Here is a 20,498-nt window from a genome sequence, read left to right as displayed (position 1 = left end):
ATTCGGTGTGGTTAGAGGTGGATTCCTGCGGTGTCGATCAGTTCGACCCAGCGCGTTCGACGGTCGGTGCCTTCCCGGATGGCTGGGGTCGGGGCGTAGACGTCTGCTTCGGATAGGGCGGTCAGGTTGAGCCCGGTGAGGTCGATGATGTCCACGACGGGTACTTGATAGGTGCGGTACGGTCCAAGCGGTGGGGGATTACCGTACATGCGGGCTCGAGCGCGGACCGTGTCAAGGTCGATGTCTTCTAACTGTGGACTTTGGTCGAGGACGAACCCGGCAGCGTGAAGAACGGTGGAGCCTTGCATGGTCGTTGTCCATGCCGCGATCTTCCAGAACGCTTGCGGGATCTTCACGCCGCGATATATCGGATCCTCGGCTGAGAGCACGGGGGCGGTGAAGACGCTGATGCGGTTACCGTTGGTGCGTGCATAGGTGAGGACGTGGTCCTCGAGGCCGATCCAGAGTTGTTTCGATTGGTTAAAGGCTTCAGCTTGCGGGGCGGCGTTGGTGTAGGCGAAGGTATCGTACTTCGCTCGCCGGGCTATCGTTTTGTCGCCCCAGACCGGGTCCTGGCGCCGGACGAGGTGCCCGCGGTCGAGATCGTTTCTGGCGTAGACGCCCTCCCCGGCCTGTTCATAGAGCGGGATACGCGAGTCGAGGTGCCAGTCGTCGCCTCGGTCAACGGTAACGAGCTGTTCACCGCCGATGTTGACGCCGGTCGCGATCGCGAGGCGCCGGGCGGGATCGAGGAGCACGGTGAAATGTGCGTAGAGCAGTTCACGAATCAGGGTTCCCGCGGGAGGGGCCGGAAGCGGCAGACGAGTCGTAAGGAACTCGGCGTTGTATCCAGCAGGATAAAGTAATGCGGCGTTCATGATGATAGTCAACCAGCCAGAGCCGACAATTGGGGCTTTCGGATTTATATGGCGGTGTTGTTGGGGGAGATCCCGTTCGCTGGTGTTTTTTATTGGTCACAGACACGTGTGGCCGAACTGGGGATATTGCTGTTCCTTGTGGACTGCATAGCGTTAGAAACCTGAGCAGTCCAAGGAGCTGTATGAATAAAAGGACCGTGACATTACGACGCCGATTTGTGAAATCGTCGGTGATCGTTCTCGTCGGCGTGAATCGGTGCGGTCAGCTACCTGCCGTCCTCATCGATCCTGTGGATTGCACAGGGCGGGTCATGCACGGTGTGTGGCTGGGCGGCAGCGTCGACGACGGGCCTGATGGCACGACGTACTACAGAGTGAAGCGGGTCGCGCGGAGACGCTGACCAGGAGCGGATCGGCGGTAAGACTCACAACCGCAGCCATAGCAACAGTCACAGGCGCCAACGTTAGCTCTACGACGTTCGAAGCTGACGAATTTGAAGTTGTTGAGCTCTGGGTATGTCAACTTTTTTAGGACCCACCTGTGCAATCTAAGCGGAACCCACTTGGCTTGCATCTTTGATGATGAGGTGACTGTGGGTGGTGTTTGGGGCAGAATCGGATAATGAATTCTGAGGGTGTGGCGCGGGATCCGCGCGATGTGGAGTTGGAAGCTTTGCGTACGGAAGTGGTGAGCTTGCTTGAGCAGCTTGAGGTCGCCCGGCGCGGGGGCAGGCAGACCTGGTAGTTCGGCTGTTATTTGTGGTTCCAGACCTTAACGGACGACAAGAGAAGGAACAGCACGAGCAGCGGGATGAGGACGATCGAGGGCACCACGCCGAGCGCGAGCCCGCCGAGGATGGTGCCGGTGATCGATCCGATGGTCATCGCGATCAGGAATCCTTTGTTCTGGCCGAGGACGGTGAAACTTTGGTCGCGGCTGAACCGAGCGAAGGCGACGAGCATCGTCGGCAGTGACACGGCGAGGGAGAGGCTGCCGGCGATCTTGATGTCGGTGCCGTAGAGCAAGATGATGGTGGGAATGAGCAACTCCCCGCCGGCGACTCCCATCAGGGCTGCGACGACGCCGATGATTATCCCGGCAGCGATGCCGAGGATCGTGCGCGGGACGGGAGCGATGTTGAGCGGTTCGACGGCGAAGAAGTGGGTGACGAACACCAAGATTGCGATCAGCACCAAGAGAACGGCGATGATCCGGTAGAGGGTCTTTGTCTTCAGCTTCGTGGCCCAGTGCGCTCCGATCCAGGCACCGACCAGGCTGCCGGCGAGCAGGTTGACCACGATGTAGAGGTGCGGCGACAGGTCCGCTAAGGGGACGCCGATGAGGCGGGCGGGGATTGCGGTGATGACGACGATCAGGCTCATGGCTTTGTTCATGATGATGGCTTGCAGGGCGGCGAAGCTGAATACCCCGATGAGAAGTGGGAGGCGGAACTCGGCGCCGCCGAGGCCGATCATGCCGCCGAGGATCCCGATTGCGGCCCCGGCGAGGAATGCGAGGGCCAGATTGCGGTTGCGACCGCCGGTGTCGGCCAGGGCGGGGTGCAGGTTCGGGGACGTCACAGTTTCAGGTTAGTGCGCGGCGACCGTCTCCGGCCCGCAGTGTTTAGGCAAGCGTCTGGTGTGTGCGGGTGCGGCTGTGGGCGAAACGGTAGGAGTCGGTCCCGGTCTCGATGATGGTGCCCATGAACGTCAACCGGTCGACAATCGCCGCGCAGAGCCTCGGGTCGGTGAACGTCTTCGTCCAACCAGAGAACGACTCGTTAGACGCGATCGCGACGGAATTGTTTTCCTCCCGCTTGGTGAGGACTTGAAACAGGAGTTCGGCGCCGCGGCGGTCGAGTTCCATGTAGCCGAGTTCGTTAATCATGAGCACGTCGACGCGGCCGTAGCGAGCGGTGGTGCGGGCGAGGTTCTTCTGTTCCGCGGCCTCGACGAGTTCATTCACCAGCCTGGTCGCCAGGGCGTAGCGGACCCGGAAGCCCTTCGCCGCCGCCGCGGTGTCGAGACCGACGAGCAGGTGTGACTTCCCTGTCCCGGAGTCTGCGGCCGTCGAAGACGAGCACTTCCGAAGCCCAAAGGAACACGCGGACCGTGCGGCCGATCATCCGTGCTGGGACCGAGTACTTCGCCATCCTCACCGTCACCAGCCCCGACCGGTCCACCCGCGGTGTCAATGACAAGCCCGGCTCGAACCGCTCGGCCGGAATCGACGCGAGCAGCGACCGTTCCCGGGCGAAGTCCTGCCCGACCGTCCGGATGCGGTCGCCGATGCGACGGTCCTCGTCCTCGAGATCCCACCGCCGGATCTGCTCGTTCAGCTGCGCTAACGAATCGAGCACCGGCATCGGCGACAGGTGAGTGCGCCGGAACCTTCCGACCTCGCCCTCGACGCCGCCCTTCTCGTGCGCGTCTTCGATCCCGGGCTGGCAGTAGAACGCGTCGAACCCGTCGTAGTGCGACCGGAAGAGCACCCGCCGCTGGTTCTCCACTCGCTGCCGGCCCGTGCCGTAGATCACCTTCACCACCGCATCGGTGAGGTTGTCGTATCGGATATGTCGGGTCGGGATCCCGCCGATATCGTCGAACGCATCGATGTGGCCCTCCAGAAACGCCTCCTGCTCCTGAGTGGCATAGACCCGGTGGATCGCCTTCCCCGACGACGAGAGCCGGAAGGTAAACATGTGGCATTTCGTCTTCACCCCGGCCAGCACCACCCAGACCTCCCCGAAGTCGACCTCGGCTTCCGCGCCGGGCGCATGCTCTTGCGGGACGAACACCGCCGGGAGCCGGCCACCTTCGACATCGATCTCGGGTCGGCGGCGGCGGACGTAGTTGCGGACCGTCGAATACGACAGCTCGGTCGCAGCGTGCTCGTCTGCAAGCCGCGCGAAAACCCGGCGCGCGGTATGACGCTGCTTTCGGGGAGCGTCAAGATCGGTGCGCAGCATCTCGTCGATGGCGCCCTTGAACGCATCCAACCGCGGCGCCGTGCGAACCCGCACCTTCCGCTCCGGCGGCTCAGCCTGCTTCAACGCCAGACGGACTGTCGGCCGGCCAACACCATGACGGCGGGCGAGCTCCCTATTCGAGAGACCCTCCACCCGCGCATCACGCCTAATCCGCGCGAATAACTCCACCCTAGACTCCATCCAGACCTCCACCTTGAGCAATCGAAAACGATGCATCAACGGCGAGGGAGGGTCCGGCTTAAACTGCCCCAGACACCCCGGAAACGTGGAAGTGGGTTCCGCTTAGATTGCCCAGGTGGGTACTAAAAAGGTTGCCATAGTCAGAGCTCAAAGATGAAGTTTACTGGCGCACAGTCTGGGCCGCCGTCGCCGCCTGTCTGCTGCGTGTAGAACTGCCATGACAGCGCACATTCCCGATTCCCCTGCTTTCTCCCGAGACCTTCACCCCGTATTTGGCAGGATATTCGCCAGTTTTTTCCTGCCGATGGAAGTCAGGCTGGGATGTTGTCGACGCTTGCTGGTCAGGGTGAATTGCGGTCCGCGCGGAACAGAGCCATGAAGCTCGTTGGAGGGCGGACGGCTTGGCGGATTAGAGTCGGGGATTACCGAGTGATCTTTGACGTGGTCACCCCGCGAGACGCTCAACACGCTGAGCTGGCCGTCATCATTGTGCGAGCAGTCCACCGACGCGGGGTTTAGGACCGTTATCGACTTCACGCAAGGCCCCGACGAAGGGGCGATCATGTGCCTTGAAAGGAGTCCTGTTATGAACGAACGCCGCGCGATGCGGTTTACGGAAAGTCAGCAACATGAGCGCCGGGTTGCCCGATTAGAAGCACTCCGGGATTATGGAAGGTTTGCCGCCTCTGTTGACTCTACCGACGGCGTCGTCGTCGACTCCGAGCTGCCCGCCGGAAACGTGGAGAGTACCGATCCGGCCAGCGGAGCCTCTGTCAGCCGCGGCACCCGGGTCACCGTGTCCTAGAGCAACGGCTCTGGAGTGGTGGGTCCCGAGGGCCTCAAGCAGCCAGAGCCCACCGCGGCGCCACTGACGCAGAGCACCCTGTGCAGGGAATCCTCTCGAAGTAGTCATCTGGGTCTCGAGCATTCGCGTCAATCCAGGACTGAGCTTAACGACAGGGAGGGACCGAACTCGCGAGTGCAGTCCCTCCCTGTCGTTCATCCATGTGCGCATTGGCTAGCTACGCGGTGACGATGTTGATGCGTCGCCGGTGGCGTTCTCGCACTGCGGCCGCAGTGAGTGAGGCCGCACCGAGGAGCGCTAGGGGTATTCACCGCCCGTGTCTGGCTAGGCGGCCGGGTTGGTGATGAAACCTTCGTCGATCATCCAGGCATAGGCCACATTTGCGGGTTCGTCACCGTCGACGTCAACTTGACGGTTCATGCCGCGCAGAACTTCGTCGGTGAGTTTGGACGATATCTCGGCGAAGATCTTTTCCAGGCTGGGGTGCGCCTTGATTGTTTCGGTGAAGAAGATCGGTGCCACGTTGTATGCGGGGAAAAATGCAAGGTCGTCGGTCAAGACGGTCAGGTCGAGCGCGTCGAGGCGACCGTCAGTCGTGAAGACTTCACCGAAGTTGCAGGCCCCGGCGTCGGTCGCGCTGTAGATCGCACCGGTGTCGTAGATGCCAATGTTGCTGTCGGGCACGCCGTCGGCGGCGCCACGTTCCAGTCCGTAGTGGGCGAGCATGGGGTTCATCCCGTCTGGCCGGGAGTTGAATTCGGCCTCGACGCAGAAGGTGCGGTCCTCGACGGGCAGCGCTGCGAGTTCGGACATGGCTGTGATGCCGCCGAGTTCGGCGACTGCCTCACTGCGTACAGCTAGGGCGTAGGTGTTGTTCATTGGTGCCGGTGCGCCCCAGGTGACACCGTTGGTGAGGTCGATGTCGTGCACGGCTTGCCACATTTCTTTCTGGTCGGTGATCACCTCAGTCTGACCGAGGTAGGTCAGCCACGCGGTGCCGGTATATTCCCAGAGCACGTCGGCCTGGCCCGAGAGAATGAGTTCGCGGGCGGGCTGGCTTCCGGGCACATTGCTGAGGTCAGTGACGTCGAATCCTGCGGCGGTCCCGGCGAGCACGGCGATCTTGCCGAGCAGGAGCTGCTCGGTATAGTTTTTGGACGTGACCGTGAGGTCGACGCCCTCGGCACCGTCGAGCGGGGTGATCGACCCGGGTCCAACCGCGGGGACGTATGAGGTCGCTGGCTGCAGTCCGCAGCCGGTCAGGGCGACAGCGGACAGAGCAAGGACAACCGTTGCTAGAGCCCAGCGGCCGTGGTGCCTGCGACGGGTGTGAGAGGAGGGGGAGTGCATCTAGGGTCCCTTCGGGCGGGCGACGTGTTCTGCTACGCGGCCGACCCAATCGATGAGGAGGGCGAGCAGGGCCACGAGTAGGGCTCCGGTGACGAGCACGGGGGTGAGGCTGAGATTGACGCCGGTGGTGATGAGGATGCCGAGTCCGCCGCCGTTGACGAACGTGGCGAGGGCTGCGGTGCCGACTAGTAGAACGAGGGCGGTACGCACGCCCGACAGCATGACTGGCACGGCGAGAGGTAGTTCCACGCGAAAGAGCACGGCCGTGGAGCTCATGCCCATACCGCGTCCAGCTTCGATGAGGCGGGCGTCGACCTGCTGCAGGCCCACCATGGTGTTGCGCAGCACCGGGAGCACCGCGTAGAGCACGAGGCTCAGCGTCGCCGCCCAGAAGCCGAAGCCAACCCAGAATGCGAGGAGGACTACGACGCCGATTGCGGGGGCGGCTTGCCCGACGTTGGCGATTGCGATCACCGGAGCGGTCAGAAACCGCAGGGGCCGCCGGGTCAGGGCGATTCCCAACGGAATTGCGATGACCAATACGATCACCGCGGCGAGGAGGGTGAGTTGGATGTGCTCCACGGTGTAGACCCAGAGCGCGTCCGGGGCGAGGGTGGTGAGTTCGATCGGCGAGAGGTTGGCTGTCAGTAGCCAGATGACGAGCGCGAGGAACGCGAGCAGGATGCTGGCCAGCTGGTAGACCAGTCCTCGCCAGGATTGCCATACCGCGCGGGCGTGACTGACCGGTGCGGCCAGGTCGCCGGGTGTTCCGACGGCGGAGTCGCCGCCGGCAATGCCGGCTTCTGTCGCCAGGGCGCGGGTGCTCATTGACTGGCCCGCGCGTCGGCGCCGTTGCTATCGGTCTCATTCAGGTCGGCGTCGGCGGCAGGCGCCTGCGCTTGGAACACGCCGGTGTTCAGTCCGACGGGCGCTTGGTCCGACTCGAGCACGGCAGCGGTCTGTGACCGGGTAATGGCGTCCATGACGGTCTGTACGTCGATGACGCCCTTGAACATGTCGCGGCGGCCGGTGACGAGCGCGGCCCCGGCGCTGGAGACGAGCATTGTGTCGAGTGCGTCATTGAGCGTGGCACGGTAGCCGACGACCGGAAGTTTCGGGTCGGGAACGTTGCTGATGACCTCGAGACGGCCGAGCTTGCGCCGGGAGAGCCACTGGATGGGACGGTGACGCTCATCGACGATGACCGCGTGGCCGTGGCCGGCGTCGATGAGGCGGGCCAGGACATCCGCTGCCCGTTCGCCGGGGCTTCCCACGACGGCGTCGCCGAACCCGACCTCTGCTACCCGGGTGAGGGTGAGCTGTTTGAGGCCAGCGCCGGACCCGATGAAGTTTTCGACGAACTCGTTGGCCGGGTCGCCGAGGATGCGTTCCGGGGTGTCGTACTGTTCGAGCTGGGCGCCCTCGTTGAAGATGGCGATCCAGTCGCCGAGCTTGACGGCTTCGTCGAAGTCGTGGGTAACGCAGACGATGGTCTTCTGCAGTTCTTCCTGGATGTTGAGCAGTTCGTCCTGCAGGCGTAGGCGGGTGATCGGGTCGACGGCGCCGAAGGGCTCGTCCATGAGCAGCACGGGCGGGTCGGCCGCGAGGGCGCGGGCCACGCCGACGCGTTGCTGCTGACCGCCGGAAAGTTCCGTGGGGTATCGGTTTCGGTAGAGCGCCGGGTCGAGGGAGACGAGCTCGAGGAGTTCGTCGACGCGGGCTGCGATGCGGGCCTTGTCCCAGCCGAGCATTTTCGGAACGAGGCCGATGTTGGTGGCCACCGTCATGTGAGGGAAGAGTCCTCCAGCCTGAATGACATAGCCGATGCCACGGCGCAGGGTATCGCCATTCATATTGGTGACATCGTCACCGTCGACAACGATGCGGCCTTCGGAGGGTTCGATGAGTCGGTTGATCATCTTGAGGGTGGTGGTCTTGCCGCAGCCCGAGGGGCCGACGAGCATGACGATCTTGCCGGCCGGGATCTCCATGGTAAGACCGTCGACGGCGGGGCGCGCCTGGCCGGGGAAACGCTTGGTGACGTGGTCCAGCAGGATGTTCGTGCCGGTGATGCCGGTCGGGGTGGTGGAACCTTCGGTGCTGGTGGATTCAGCGCTGTTGGCTGCAATGAGTTCAGACACGGATACCTCGGGGTGTGGTCAGGCGGCCGAGGCCGACGAGAAGGAGATCAAGAATAAGGGCGAGCGCGACAACGCCGATGACGCCCGTCATCACCGACTCGAGGGAGTTGGCGCCGCCGAGGCGGGACAGGCCGGAGAAGATGAATCCGCCCAGGCCTGGGCCGAGGGCATATGCGGCGATCGCTGCGATTCCCATGACCATCTGAGCGGATACCCGAATGCCTGTGAGGATGATTGGCCACGCCATCGGCAGTTCCACCTGCAGGAGCGTGCGGAACCGGCTCATACCAATGCCGCGGGCGGATTCCACGATCGACGGTGCGATACCCGATAGGCCCACGACCGCGTTGCGCAGAATGGGGAGGGTAGCGAAGAACGCCACGACGATGACGGCAGGAACGACGCCGAAGCCGAGTGGCGCGATGAGCAGCCCGATGAGCGCAAACGATGGGATGGTCAGGCCTATGGCCGACACGGAGTTGGCGATCCCGGTGAGCGCGGAACTGCGGTAGACGACGGCGGCCAGCACGACGGCGATGACAGTCGCCAGGACCAGGCATTGCACGACGAGGCTAAAGTGCTGCCAACTGCTGAACAGTATCTGCTCATACTGATTCCCTACAAATTCCCACACATCAAAACCCCTTCGCTTCGATCACACATGGATTCACCGCCACCGGCACGGGGGCAACTAGATGCGCCGATGCGGAACTGGATGGGGACGCAGGCTGAGAGCCGTAGGCAGAGATGATTCCCCAGTCTTGCACGGCTACTTCCTTGTGGACGCAGCGAGACGCTACGGTCTAATCACGTGCGCCTGCGCCCCCGCGAATGAGGACGAGGACACTTGCATGACGCTGATCAGCACCGGGCTGCGCGTCTCCGAAGCCACGGCCTTGACCTGAGCCGACCTGCAGCTGTCGCGGCCAGCCCGCGCGGTCTGCCACGGAAAAGGACACGCAGACTCCATCACCCCGCTAATCCCGACACCTGCCGGGACAGGCTGGCCTGGCAGAAAGAAAACCGCACTCCTGAACTCCCGCAGCACCGCGATTCATCTGTGCGACAACGCGCGGTTCGGGCCGGCGGACGATCCGGGCGCCGTCATCAACCAATACGGGCACGTGCACGGTATCGATGGGTTGCGCGTCCCCGACACCTCAATCCTGCCAACCACGCTCGTGCGCGGACCGATCGTGACCGCCGTTCTCACCGGGGAAATCGTCGCCGACTTCATCCATCGTGGGTTCGGGGGCGTGTCTCCTACTGCGTTTACCCAAATGATTATCGCTCGGAAAACGACTCCGCCACGGAGAACGGTGGACCCGTCACGAGCCCTGCGCAGGACCGCGCCCACAATCAACGCCCCTGGCCGACCTCTCTCCCGGCCGGGAGCGTTTCTGCATCTCGGTATCAGCAGGGCTTGTGCTGACGCGTCGGCGTTAGACCCGAATGAGCGTCCTGAACCTAAACGACGGGGGAACGATGAGCCGAACCGAATTCGAGGCGGCACTTCCCTCAAGAAGTGCGCCGAAACGGCAGTACATCGAACTGCCGGCTACGAGGGCGGCTACTCAGCAATGGCTGCCCTCGTTGACGGGGCGCTGGAACGAGAACTTGCACGGCCCGCAGTTGAATTCAACAACGGTGAACCCTTCCCCCGAAATGTCGGTGGATTCCGGCAAGGAAGACCCCTCGGGAGCTAACGCAAAGCTGGAGAGGCGCCACCGTGCACCACACGCCACTACAGAAGCCTTCGCGGAGGCCGGATCCTGATTGAGCCGCTGTGCGGCGCTGTCAGGGTCCCTCGTTTAGCTTGTCTGTCTGATCATCGTAGCTTCCTTGCGTGCCGGCGGTCCGGGCTTTCGCGGCATATCCTCGCGGTGTTCCGGTATTCCACGACCCGGTACTCCGGCACTGACGGTCGCTATCGATTTCTCTTGCCAGCCAGGCAAAAAAATTGTTGGTGGAGGGGAAGCACGATCATGAGTGAGATGGTGACGGTGTACAGCAAGCCAGCGTGTATCCAATGCACGATGACCTACCGAGCACTCGACAAAGCAGGCGTGACCTAGACAGTTGTCGATGTTACCGAGAACGCAGCGGCTCTCGAGTATGTCGCTGAAGACCTCGGCTACAGCGCAGCACCCATCGTGGTCGTCGACGACCATAACCATTGGGCCGGCTTCCGCCCCGACTGCAGTATTACTTAGCACAGGGCAGAGCCCTCGACGGGTAGACCCGTCACGAGTCCCGCGTAGGAAGGCTCTTGAGCTTTACCATCAAGGCGTCTGGCTGTTTTCTCTTCCGGCGGGGCGCTTCTGTATTCCAGCACGAGAAATTTGCTATGCGGAAACGTTGGTGCCGGGCCAGACTGAGGGAAATGGATCTTGACAGCGGGGGAGTGATGAGTCAAAGCACAGTCAAGGATGTTCTGTCCCGTGTCGTTGCAGGACAGCTCGTCACCACTGCCGGAGCCGTTCTCCGCGCCGTTGCGCTTGGAGACGCGGCGAATTCAGTGCCTGGCTCGGACGCTCACGTTGACGCGGTCAAAGTAGCCCACTTCGTCTTTGCTCCGCCCGACCAAACGATTGATGTCGGGGTCCTGTGAGCGGGTCGGCGTGCCCCTCTTGCGGCACCGAGATGAACGTCGAGGTCATAAGTACTGAGAATGGTCTCAGAGGTTGTGAGCGTTGCCCCCAGTGTGATTTCGTGTCTTTGCTTCCAGACCTGTTCACAACGTAAAACCGCGGCAACAAGCTGGTGCCGCGCCGCATCACTCACGATCCGCCCTGCCCAGTCGTATTGCTATTTTCTGAAGTCGTCTGCGCAATGACCCCCGTGGTTTTGGGGTTGTGCACGCGCGGATGAACACTGGCTTTTCGTACTCTTTCGCACCAATAGTGCTTGTGTTCCTACTCCTCTGCACGAGCAAGAGGCGGCGGGTGGACGCCGAATCTGCGCATTGCCGAGTCCGGCACGGTGACGATGCCGCAGTCTTCGTGAGCTCCGACGGTGCCGCGTAGGAGCAGAGTTGGTCGGTCTTTCATTTTGTTAGAACTTATGTTCTAATTTGATCATGCGCGCACACAAACAAGACTCTGGCCTCCCGCAGCAGCTCGCCCAGATTGCAACGGACAAATATCGGCCCGTCGAGCCCGAGCATCTCAATTCGACTTCACCCACGCCGATCAGCCTGACATGGGAAGAACGCGGCGGCGCCGGAGACCCATCCCGTTGGCGACCGAGCCGATTTCCGTGCTCGTCTGGGTCAGATATCCGAAAATCAGCACCCGCGTCGACGGGCATGCTCTCGCATGGACGCGCCGAGCTGTTTACGTTGAATGGCAAAACAGGGGAGTCCATCAGCACCCTCACCGCTCGAGGGAAGCTCGCAATGGTGTCAGAACTAATGTTCGCGAACCTGCTCGGAATCAAGATCTGGAAAAGAGTTTTAAAATGAACAAGGATTTTGACACCGTTTTCGGATACTGCCCGCTAGGGCCACCACTACGGTCAAGGCATGGCCAAGACTCGTGCGCCCATCGCTGACGATTACTCCCGCCTTCTCCGATGGCTTCCCGATGCCGACGCACTCCACCTAATCGCTGGACCAAGCCTCAGTTGGCCCCCGACCGTCGAACAATTCGAGGAGATTGCCAACCGACCAGGTCTGATCCCATGGATGGTCGCCGAGGAGAACGGCCGTAAACGATGGTTTCTGAGCTGCTCTTTAAGCTCGAGTGCGAGGTCGGGAATCTTGGTGCGATGTCCATCGGTCGAGGGGTCAAAACCCGTGGCCGAAATCAAAAACAGCCGAAACACCGATGTAGCCGTTTTGATCGCGTCTTGATTGCTCGAGATCGCGTCTTGATTGCTCGAAATGGACTGGTGAAGCAGCGGATTTATAATCTGTGGTCACGGGTTTAGGTCCTGTTCGCGCACTCTGCGGTGCGGTCCCAGCGCCAATACAGTGCTCAATATGGGACTTGCTTCAGTGATCGTAAATCTTGGGATCTTTATTGCAACGGTGATAGCGGCTGTTATCGCCTTGCGCTCGGTCAACGACGCTCGTCAGTCCAGAGACGAGGCTTTCGCGCACGAGCTCACTGCCCTCGATGCCGCTGCTCGATCAGCATTGGCAGCCGAGGTCGCCGTGCGGCATCACGAACGAACTGCAGACACTTTGGAAAAGCAGATCGCGCTCCTTGAATCGGCGGCTACGCGTCGTGAGGAATGGACACTTGAACCTCTCACAGATGCGAGCATCGATCAGCGATGGAAGGCAACAAACAAGACGGGATACGACGTTATGCACGTCTCTATTGGCACTCCGGACGGCATCAACGAGCAATGGATAATGCCCGACGAGAAGGCGGTAGTCGACGTGCCGCGTGGTGGAAGTATTTTCTTTACCTTTGTTCGACGTCTCAGCTCGCCGACGAGTCGAACGATCTGGGTGCTCTGGACGCCGGCGGACGGTTCGGCGCAACAGAAATTTGTTACGACCGTTTCCTAGACGTCGACTTCAGAACGTGTAACCCGCGCAGAGATCGCGACGTGTCGTTTTAATGTGTGCCCCAACTGGCACATGCCGCATGCTCCTGCAAGAACCGTGCAGTGCATGCACGGCAATGAAGCTCCAGGGTCGCAATCCCTGCGACCCTGAAGAACGCATTGGCGCGAGCGGAAAATTAGCCCATCGTGTTGACGATCAGGCCGATGTGGGTGAAGAAGTTCAGCGCGCCAAAGAGCAGGAAGGCCAGACCGGACAGACCCCAGACAAAGCCGACGATGATCTGGAGTGCACCGGGCCTGGCCTTAGAGGAAAAGCCTCGGAGGGCGAACGGGAACAGTACAGCTCCCACGCCGACGAGGGCGAACAGCCCGGACATGAAGATCGCCTCGATCCACGGGTACGCGGCGAAGGCACCCGAGATTGGTTCCTCCGGCGGGGCTGCGAACAGCTGGAAGGTCACGCCGGCCGCCGCAATAGCGAACAAGGCAAGTCCAAGTCCGAAGATGAACACTCCGAGCGGCTGAGCGGTGCGCGCCAGAAGGGCACCGACGTCGTCCGACACGTCGATCACCGCGGCGCGCCTCCACAGATAGAACGCAGCGGCGAGGAGCAATACGCCGAGGCCGAGGCTGGTCTCTCCGAAGATGATGTTGTCGAACGGGAAATATTTTGCGAACGGCCAGGAAAGCGTCATGTGGGCGCCGGTGAGGGTCAATATCACACCGAGTACCCCGGCTGCGAGCGACCATGACTCCGCGCTGAATTTCTCCCTGGACGTCAGCGCGCGCCCGAGCAAGACGAGCAGGATCAGGCCGGCCCCCGCGGCAAGCGACATGATTGTGTTGTAGGTGGGCATCTGCGTCCAGTCGATGACCAAGCCACCCGTTTCGAGCGCAAACATTCGCATTTGTCCAATGATTTTCCCACCCGACTTTCGGGTACTCTCAGCTGTATAGCGGTAGAGACTACGCTCCGAACTGTCCACTCCTCTGTACGGGTGCGAGCGCATCCGCTCGAAAAGTAAAAACGTACCGGTACGTTGTTGTCAAGAATTCAAGTTGCCGTGGTGACTACGTGACGGTGTTTGCACATCCTTGCGGTCCCACGCACCAGAGATTTTCGGTTGTGAGTGTCCGTTCCACGTGTCCTTCGTTCCTCCCAACGGTCATGTCCCATTGAAATGGTAAGTTACTGACCGCGCGGGAGAAAAATTGCTCCTGCACCACCTCGCGAACGGGATCCTTCTTGATCAAATCACGATTCCCGTGGATCCCCAGAGCGACCCGTGGCCACCGCTAAAGAAGCAGCCCGGTGCATTGCCGCTTTGGATGCGGACAGGTTCCGCGCCGAGCGAACGGTCGCAGCGACTTACATTCCCTACGAACCGAGGCGCAATGTCTCATAACCCTCATGTCTCATAACCCGTGGGCGCTATCACTTTTGTTGGGTCAGCTGCTGGCACGCGAAACGTGTTGCGATACGTGCTTGGCGATACTCGAAGGGCCGCGTAGAGGTGTTGACGCAGGGACGTTGCGGTCCCAAATCCTGCTTCGAGAGCTATCTGGTCGATGGACAGATCAGTTTCCTCGAGCAATTGTCGGGCAAGATCAATCCGCTGCTGATTCAGCCATTGGAGTGGTGAGACTCCGACTTCTTGACGAAAATGGCGAGTATAGGTTCGAACGCTCACGGACTCTTGCTCGGCTAGGTCGTTGAGGGACACGGGCTCGTCGAGATGCTTGAGAGCCCACATTCTCGAAGATCCTGTATTACCAAGCTCGGTCTCTGGGACCGGGTGTCGGATAAATTGGGCTTGTCCGCCATCGCGGTGAGGGGAGACGATTGTTCCGCGGGCAACGTCGTTGGCGACGGATGAACCATAGTCACTGCGGATCATGTGCAGACAAAGATCGATGCCCGACGCTACGCCCGCCGACGTTAATATTCGACCTTCGTCTGTGTAAAGGACGTCGGGGTCCAGGTCCACGGCGGGATACAGCATGCGGAATTGGTCCGCGACTCTCCAGTGTGTGGTCGCTCGCAAGCCGTTGAGGAGGCCCGCTGCCGCCAGCACAAATGAACCCGTGCATATCGACGCAATCCTGGTCGTCGGACGGATCAGACCGAGCGCATCGGCGAGCGGCGAGCTGAGTCGATCGTGGTTGTGGGGTTCGTAGTCCTCATCAGATGCTGGAACGATGACCGTATCGGCTTCGCTCAAGCCCGCGGGCCCGTTTGTGACATTCACCGTGATGTCAGTGTCGGTGCGAACTTGACCTGGGACGAGCGTGCATGTCCGCACTTCGTACAGGAATTCCCCCTCGGCGGATTTGGCTTGTCCAAACAGGCGGTGTGCTATGCCCAATTCGATCGGAAGGACCCCGTCGCGCACTAAGACAGCCACGCGGTGTCGGTTTGGATGCATGAAAGTGCTCATGGCCTGAATCTTACACATGTTGGCTTTCCAGCCACTCATGGAGATTGCCGCTGGTCCCCAAGATGGGATCTGTGACACAAAACGTGAAGACTACAACCGGCTCCCGGGAACCGCGCTTGCATCGCGCTTGGGTGGTCGCGGGCATTTCTTCCGTGGCCATCATTGCCGCTGGCACGTTCACAACCATGTCGGGATTACTGGTGGACCCTCTGCACAATCAATTCGATTGGTCTCGAGGCACGATTGGGATAGCGGTGTCCGTCAACATGGTGCTTTATGGGCTCGCGGCCCCCTTCGCCGCCGCGCTGATGGACAAAGTGGGTATCCGCCGCGTCATAGCCGGCGCCCTGCTCATCATCACCGCGGGCTCCGCGCTCACCACGGTCATGACGGCGTCCTGGCAATTTGTGCTCTTCTGGGGCTTCCTCGTCGGCTTGGGCTGCGGTTCCGTCACCATGGTGTTCGCCGCCACCGTAGCCAATCGGTGGTTCGTTAAGCGACGGGGGCTCGTCACCGGTCTCCTCACGGCGGCGAGTGTCTTTGGCCAGTTCGTCTTTCTTCCTGTGCTGTCCTCGATCGTGGACCAGCACCAGTGGAGGGCCGCAATCTTGACTAGTGCGCTGACTGCACTCATCGTCGTGCCATTCGTGTGGCTACTCATGCGCGACCATCCTGCCGATCTCGGAATGAAGGCTTTCGGCGCGCGGGACTTCGCTCCGAAACCCGGGACGGTACCCGGGGTAGCCCGGCGCACTTTACGCGTCCTCGGCACCTCCGCCCGAACGGTGCCGTTCTGGCTACTGGCCTTCACTTTCGCGATCTGCGGGGCGACAACGAACGGAATCATGTGGAGCCACTTCGTCCCTGCCGCTAGCGACCATGGAATGCCCATGACTGTGGCCGCGTCGTTGCTGGCGATGATCGGGATCTTTAACGTTGTGGGAACCATTACCTCAGGCTGGCTTACCGATCGAATGGACCCTCGACGGCTGCTGAGCGTCTATTTTGCAGTCCGTGGGGCATCGCTCCTGCTCGTGCCCATGTTGATGTCGTCCACGGTCCAGCCCGAGATGATCGCGTTTGTCATCTTCTTCGGCATTCTCGACGTCGCCACCGTGCCCCCGACGATAGCGCTCTGCCGCGAATTTTACGGCGACGACAGCGCCATCGTCTTCGGCTGGATCAATGCCTCACACCAGATTGGAGCCGGCCTAATGGCATTCCTCGGCGGCGTCGCACGAGACACAACCGGGTCCTACACCATCGTCTGGATCACGGCAGGGGTCCTGTGTTTTGTCGCTGCGCTCATCGCCAAGACAATCGTTCGGCACACGTCCTCTGAAAAACCAATACTCGCTCCGATGCCGAGTCTCAGAGAATAATTTCAACATTTATTAATGCCTACCTAATTGAAAGACCAATGGAACTGAGCGAACTCCTGCAACTCGGGGATGACGTCTGGAGTGAGCCGCTAGACGAATCGACCCAGCGGACAAGAGCCGTGGATATCAATAGCAGAGTGAATATTTTCCTCGTCTCGGCCGCAACGCATGCAATCGTTCTACGAAACCGTGATTTCGACAATTCGCGCGGGCCGCTCTTCCGAAGAATTCTCCTCGACCTGCTGCGTCAGCTTAGGGACCAAATGGAAGAGGTTTTCCAAGCGCTTGAGATTGCGTTCGATCAACGCGTGGGATGTGTGCAGGTCGCGCTTCGTCCACACGACTGGGCTGACAGTTGGCTCGGCGATTTGCCGCCTATCGAAAGCGTCAGTACGTTGTCATGACTTCCAACAGAGTTGGTAGACCACGGATGGAACAAAGAGCAGGAACAAATCGGCGGAACGAAAGTGGATATGTTCTTCGAACATCTCACAGCTCCGTGCCGGCCTGCTGCGGGAGTGTTTTCTTGTCGGATGTTTCCCAGCGCCTCGCCAGCCTCCGCGCTTAACCTGCGGGGCGAGCGGATCCCGACTCTCCGTTGCTGTAGGAGAGACTTAGACGATGCCGAGAACGATTTTTCCGTGGAACGCATCACGGCTGGCGCTGGTCCGTCGTCGTCTCCAACCTCCGCGATTCCTCCAGGTCACCAAGATCGCTGTTGCTGTGGCGATTGCCTGGACACTGTCCCCTTTCCTCCCTGGAGACGCTCAGGAATTACGGTATTACGCGCCGCTGGGCGCACTTCTGAGCATGCACCCAACGCTTATGCGTTCGCTCCGCAGCGCTTTACAAACCATCGCTGGGCTCGCCGTCGGAATCGCCCTCGCCGGGGCCGTGCTCCTCCTGAGCGAGCCTAGCGTTTGGACAATCTCCCTGGTCATCGGCCTCGGCTCCCTTATCGGAGGAATGCGATGGCTTGGTGTGGGCGGGGAACAAGTACCCCTGACTGCTCTCTTCGTTCTTATCATCGGCGGCCCGGAAGCCGATGATTACTCGGTCGGTTATCTCGCCCAAGTCTGTCTGGGAATAGTGGTGGGACTCTTGGTCAACTTGCTAATTTTACCGCCGCTTGCAATCGGCACGGCTGTCGAGCGGTTGATCAGTTTTCGAGGCACCCTCGCCACGCACCTCAACGATATTAGCGTGGCCCTGGTCGAGAGCTGGCCTCCCGAGCGTGAACTCTGGGCCACCAGGGGCAACGCACTCACCGACGCGGCCCGAGACGTCAGGTCGGCTGTGCAATACGCCGACGAGAGTCGTAAGGGTAACCCTCGCGCTCGGTTCAACCGCAGAAATCTTGTTGTTGACTATGAGGACCTCGCGGCTCTGGAGAACGTGACCTTTCACGTGCGCAACCTGACTGAGGTTTTTGCGGGCATGATCTGGGGTAAACCGATTCCCCTTGAGCTGCCGCCCGAACTGCGGCCGGTTCTTAGCGCTGCCCTGCACGCGGTCGCTGAAACCCTGCGTGCCACGGACGACGGCCCGTGTGATAGCGCACCCTTTGATGCCGCCGTAGCGGCAGTCGAGGCGATTCTGCACGGCATGCAAGAGTTGGGTGCCGGGGCGACATCGCTCAGCCCCACGGCCGCGATCGTCATCGATCTGAAGCGCATTTTGGTTGCGCTTCGCCCTGGGACGGAGAGAGATTCTGAAGGGTCTCCCTCGCCCGTCGTTTAGCCCGTCTCATCGCTTGTTCACGCTGCTGAGGTTCCGCGCGCAGGTACCTTCACGTTCCTACGAGTTTTTCTTTACCCGGGTTGACCTTGGATCAGCCTTCGGTACGGTGAATGGGGTTGCAGAAACTATTTCATCCGTTGAATTCGTATTAGGAGGTCATCATGCCCAACGCCATCGAGACTGTCGACGTCAACGTTCCCGTCACCGTCGCTTACAACCAGTGGACAAAATTCGAGGAGTTTCCGAAGTTTCTAAGTTTTGTTGAATCCATCACGCAAGTAACCGACACTCTCACCGAGTGGACGGTTAAAATCGGCGGCGTGGAGCGCACGTTTGAGGCTCGGATAACTGAGCAGCACCCCGACGAGCGTGTTGCCTGGAACAGCACCGGTGGCCAGGTCGACCACGCGGGAGTTGTCACGTTCCATAAGTTGGCCGCGAACGAGACGCGTGTGACGGTTCAGCTTGATTGGGAGGCAACAGGGCTGCTTGAGAAGGCTGGGGCCGCTCTCGGTATCGACGACCACGCCATCAAGAAAGACCTCACGAACTTTAAGGAGTTCATCGAGGCGAAGGGAACCGACGATGTCGGATGGCGCGGAGACGTGCAGGCCTGACGCTGCTGGAAGACCAACTTACGGATCGTGATGGTCCAGACACCGCACACCGGAGTCCGGCCACTGGGGGTGACGGTACGCTCGAAGCGCTTGGCAAGATGTCAGATACATGCGACAGCATGGAACAAGCGGGGATTGCTTTACAATCTCACCGCCTAATGGGCCACGCGGCTCAGCGGACGGGTTCTGCACAACTTTGGACGCTTCATCGCTATGCCTTTGCTCGCACACTCCGAAGTCATCGTCATTCTTCGATCCGCGCAGTTGCATAGCAATGTGTTTATGTGAGGGGGAATGGTTCTCAGCGTACGTCGGGTGCTTCAGTTCGTTTGATTCGGCGCAGTGCCTGCGGATTCTGTATTGGTCCTGCGCAACAGGAGAGGTTTGTTCTGAGCTGCCGGCTATCTCTTCCACGTAATTCTCAGCGGTTGGACGTTGCAGTGAACGATTCGACGGCGCTGTGAAACTGATTGAAGGTCAGGTGTCGGCGGGGCGCTTCTATATTGAGGACTTCGAATAGCGATCCGCTCTGGTTGATGTAGCCGAGGACTTTTTCGGGTGATTGCTCATCTTGTCGCCGGTCAGCTACCCGCCATTCATGGTCTGAAAGAATACACAATTCGAGGTCTGCTGCCGCGCATGGTTCATGTTGATTATTCGACATTCATCTCCTTCACCGCGGGGTGATTGGACGTGCCCCGGCGGGTTTCCGGCTCGGTGGGTTCGTTCCCACCATGATAAAACTCACCCTGGTCCGCGCATCTGTCACAGCAAATCTCGGGAGGGTCGGCGAAGTGATGTTTTCGTAGCAACGCTTCGATGAGTGGAGTGTTTCATAGTCAATTTGTTTTGTGCTGGTAATTGGAGTGAATTCGTTGATTTGGTGTGTGGAAAAATGTCACTGTGTAGCTCGCGGCCTGGCGTGAAGCACCGTCCAGCCGTCCTAGAGCAGACCGGATTTGCTGCGCACCTCTCACCGGACACCCTGATACCAGCTGCGCGTATCCGGATTGAGCGGCGACTTGCCGAAGAGACGGGCGGTGGCGGCCCGATGGCACGCCGGAGACTGCCGCCGCACGGATTTGCCCATAACAGCGTATTGAGGGACACGCTCGGCCCGAGCGATTCATTTCGCAATAGTAGGGTGCCTGCCGTGCTTTGCCGCTCGTAGTGGTCCCCGTCGTGGAGGGCGCCAGCGCCGGTCATCGCGAGCACCTGTTCTGTGCAAGCGAACCACACGGCTTCGTCGATCGGGCATGTTCGTCAGAATGTCGGCGCGGGTGCGGTGGTCCTTGATGCCGAGGATTGTCCGTCTCGGGAGAACGCATTTCTGGCGCTTCGTACTACGCAGGACAAAAAGATTTTCAGTCGGCGATCACGTGCGCTGGAACTCCGAGGCCGGCCATGTGCACGGCACCATCGCAAAGGTCCATACGAAAGACGTGGAATACAAAGGCCA

17 protein-coding genes and 3 pseudogenes are annotated in these 20,498 nt (G+C 60.5%); 9 read left to right on the top strand and 11 right to left on the bottom strand.

What is annotated here, in order from left to right:
- Window positions 1-11: 11 nt before the first annotated feature.
- The 4 genes and pseudogenes from E3N85_RS09445 to istA form a co-directional block, all read right to left on the bottom strand.
- Complete coding sequence (locus E3N85_RS09445; RefSeq protein WP_134462588.1) at window positions 12-878, bottom strand: DNA/RNA non-specific endonuclease; 867 nt, start codon at window positions 876-878, stop codon at window positions 12-14.
- Between the two features lie 753 nt (window positions 879-1,631).
- Window positions 1,632-2,459 carry a sulfite exporter TauE/SafE family protein gene (locus E3N85_RS09440; RefSeq protein ID WP_241978411.1) on the bottom strand — a complete coding sequence of 276 codons (828 nt, stop codon included), beginning with the start codon at window positions 2,457-2,459 and terminating at the stop codon, window positions 1,632-1,634.
- Between the two features lie 43 nt (window positions 2,460-2,502).
- Window positions 2,503-2,940, bottom strand: a pseudogene (locus E3N85_RS09435) (ATP-binding protein); the annotation flags it as partial.
- A gap of 1 nt (window position 2,941) precedes the next feature.
- Window positions 2,942-4,048: pseudogene (istA, locus tag E3N85_RS09430) on the bottom strand (IS21 family transposase); the annotation flags it as partial.
- A 586-nt stretch (window positions 4,049-4,634) separates the two neighbouring features.
- Between istA and E3N85_RS16320 the strand changes: the two are divergent.
- Window positions 4,635-4,853, top strand: coding sequence for a PASTA domain-containing protein (locus tag E3N85_RS16320; protein ID WP_166783918.1), 219 nt, complete (start codon window positions 4,635-4,637; stop codon window positions 4,851-4,853).
- Between the two features lie 324 nt (window positions 4,854-5,177).
- On the opposite strand, the gene E3N85_RS09420 is transcribed toward E3N85_RS16320, so the two are convergent.
- The 4 genes from E3N85_RS09420 to E3N85_RS09405 are packed head-to-tail and all read right to left on the bottom strand — an operon-like array spanning window position 5,178 to window position 8,978.
- Window positions 5,178-6,203: a glycine betaine ABC transporter substrate-binding protein gene (locus tag E3N85_RS09420; RefSeq protein WP_134462584.1), complete on the bottom strand. Its 1,026-nt coding sequence runs from the start codon at window positions 6,201-6,203 to the stop codon at window positions 5,178-5,180.
- On the bottom strand, window positions 6,204-7,031 hold the full coding sequence (locus E3N85_RS09415) for an ABC transporter permease (protein WP_134462582.1): 828 nt from the start codon (window positions 7,029-7,031) through the stop codon (window positions 6,204-6,206).
- A complete protein-coding gene (locus tag E3N85_RS09410) occupies window positions 7,028-8,344 on the bottom strand; it encodes an ATP-binding cassette domain-containing protein (RefSeq protein WP_370289195.1) in 1,317 nt (438 codons plus the stop codon). The genes E3N85_RS09415 and E3N85_RS09410 overlap by 4 nt, the downstream gene beginning before the upstream one ends.
- Window positions 8,337-8,978 carry an ABC transporter permease gene (locus tag E3N85_RS09405; protein ID WP_134462580.1) on the bottom strand — a complete coding sequence of 214 codons (642 nt, stop codon included), beginning with the start codon at window positions 8,976-8,978 and terminating at the stop codon, window positions 8,337-8,339. Before E3N85_RS09405 ends, E3N85_RS09410 begins: the two co-directional genes overlap by 8 nt.
- Before the next feature lie 277 nt (window positions 8,979-9,255).
- Between E3N85_RS09405 and E3N85_RS09400 the strand changes: the two genes are divergently transcribed.
- From E3N85_RS09400 to E3N85_RS09385, 3 genes and pseudogenes are all read left to right on the top strand, one after another.
- Window positions 9,256-10,050, top strand: a complete 795-nt coding sequence (locus E3N85_RS09400) for a GMC oxidoreductase (RefSeq protein ID WP_134462712.1) — start codon at window positions 9,256-9,258, stop codon at window positions 10,048-10,050.
- Between the two features lie 288 nt (window positions 10,051-10,338).
- A pseudogene (locus tag E3N85_RS16765) lies at window positions 10,339-10,557 on the top strand (glutaredoxin domain-containing protein).
- A 1,769-nt stretch (window positions 10,558-12,326) separates the two neighbouring features.
- Complete coding sequence (locus tag E3N85_RS09385; RefSeq protein ID WP_134462576.1) at window positions 12,327-12,863, top strand: hypothetical protein; 537 nt, start codon at window positions 12,327-12,329, stop codon at window positions 12,861-12,863.
- Window positions 12,864-13,038: 175 nt separating this feature from the next.
- Here the strand turns inward: E3N85_RS09385 and E3N85_RS09380 are convergent, their stop codons facing one another.
- Both E3N85_RS09380 and E3N85_RS09375 read right to left on the bottom strand, forming a co-directional pair.
- Complete coding sequence (locus E3N85_RS09380; RefSeq protein WP_134462710.1) at window positions 13,039-13,764, bottom strand: DUF981 family protein; 726 nt, start codon at window positions 13,762-13,764, stop codon at window positions 13,039-13,041.
- 507 nt (window positions 13,765-14,271) lie between these two features.
- Window positions 14,272-15,300, bottom strand: a complete 1,029-nt coding sequence (locus tag E3N85_RS09375) for a GlxA family transcriptional regulator (RefSeq protein WP_134462574.1) — start codon at window positions 15,298-15,300, stop codon at window positions 14,272-14,274.
- Between the two features lie 62 nt (window positions 15,301-15,362).
- Between E3N85_RS09375 and E3N85_RS09370 the strand changes: the two genes are divergently transcribed.
- From E3N85_RS09370 to E3N85_RS09355, 4 genes are all read left to right on the top strand, one after another.
- Window positions 15,363-16,682 carry an MFS transporter gene (locus E3N85_RS09370; protein ID WP_134462572.1) on the top strand — a complete coding sequence of 440 codons (1,320 nt, stop codon included), beginning with the start codon at window positions 15,363-15,365 and terminating at the stop codon, window positions 16,680-16,682.
- Between the two features lie 38 nt (window positions 16,683-16,720).
- The gene (locus E3N85_RS09365; protein WP_134462570.1) at window positions 16,721-17,086 is read left to right on the top strand and encodes a hypothetical protein; all 366 of its coding nucleotides are present in this window, start codon (window positions 16,721-16,723) and stop codon (window positions 17,084-17,086) included.
- A gap of 229 nt (window positions 17,087-17,315) precedes the next feature.
- Window positions 17,316-18,422: an aromatic acid exporter family protein gene (locus E3N85_RS09360; protein ID WP_370289204.1), complete on the top strand. Its 1,107-nt coding sequence runs from the start codon at window positions 17,316-17,318 to the stop codon at window positions 18,420-18,422.
- 161 nt (window positions 18,423-18,583) lie between these two features.
- A complete protein-coding gene (locus E3N85_RS09355) occupies window positions 18,584-19,039 on the top strand; it encodes an SRPBCC family protein (RefSeq protein WP_134462566.1) in 456 nt (151 codons plus the stop codon).
- A 421-nt stretch (window positions 19,040-19,460) separates the two neighbouring features.
- Here E3N85_RS09355 and E3N85_RS09350 read toward each other — a convergent pair whose 3' ends face one another.
- Complete coding sequence (locus E3N85_RS09350) at window positions 19,461-19,703, bottom strand: hypothetical protein (protein WP_134462564.1); 243 nt, start codon at window positions 19,701-19,703, stop codon at window positions 19,461-19,463.
- 631 nt (window positions 19,704-20,334) lie between these two features.
- Between E3N85_RS09350 and E3N85_RS09345 the strand changes: the two genes are divergently transcribed.
- The coding region (locus tag E3N85_RS09345) for a DUF2945 domain-containing protein (RefSeq protein ID WP_134462708.1) at window positions 20,335-20,498 on the top strand (164 nt) is incomplete at its 3' end.

The sequence above is a fragment of the Cryobacterium sp. Hz9 genome (assembly GCF_004402825.1).
In the GTDB taxonomy this organism is placed as follows: Bacteria; Actinomycetota; Actinomycetes; order Actinomycetales; family Microbacteriaceae; genus Cryobacterium; species Cryobacterium gelidum.
The sequence above is the reverse complement of the archived record's forward strand: the minus strand, read 5'-3'. Positions and strand labels throughout refer to the sequence as shown.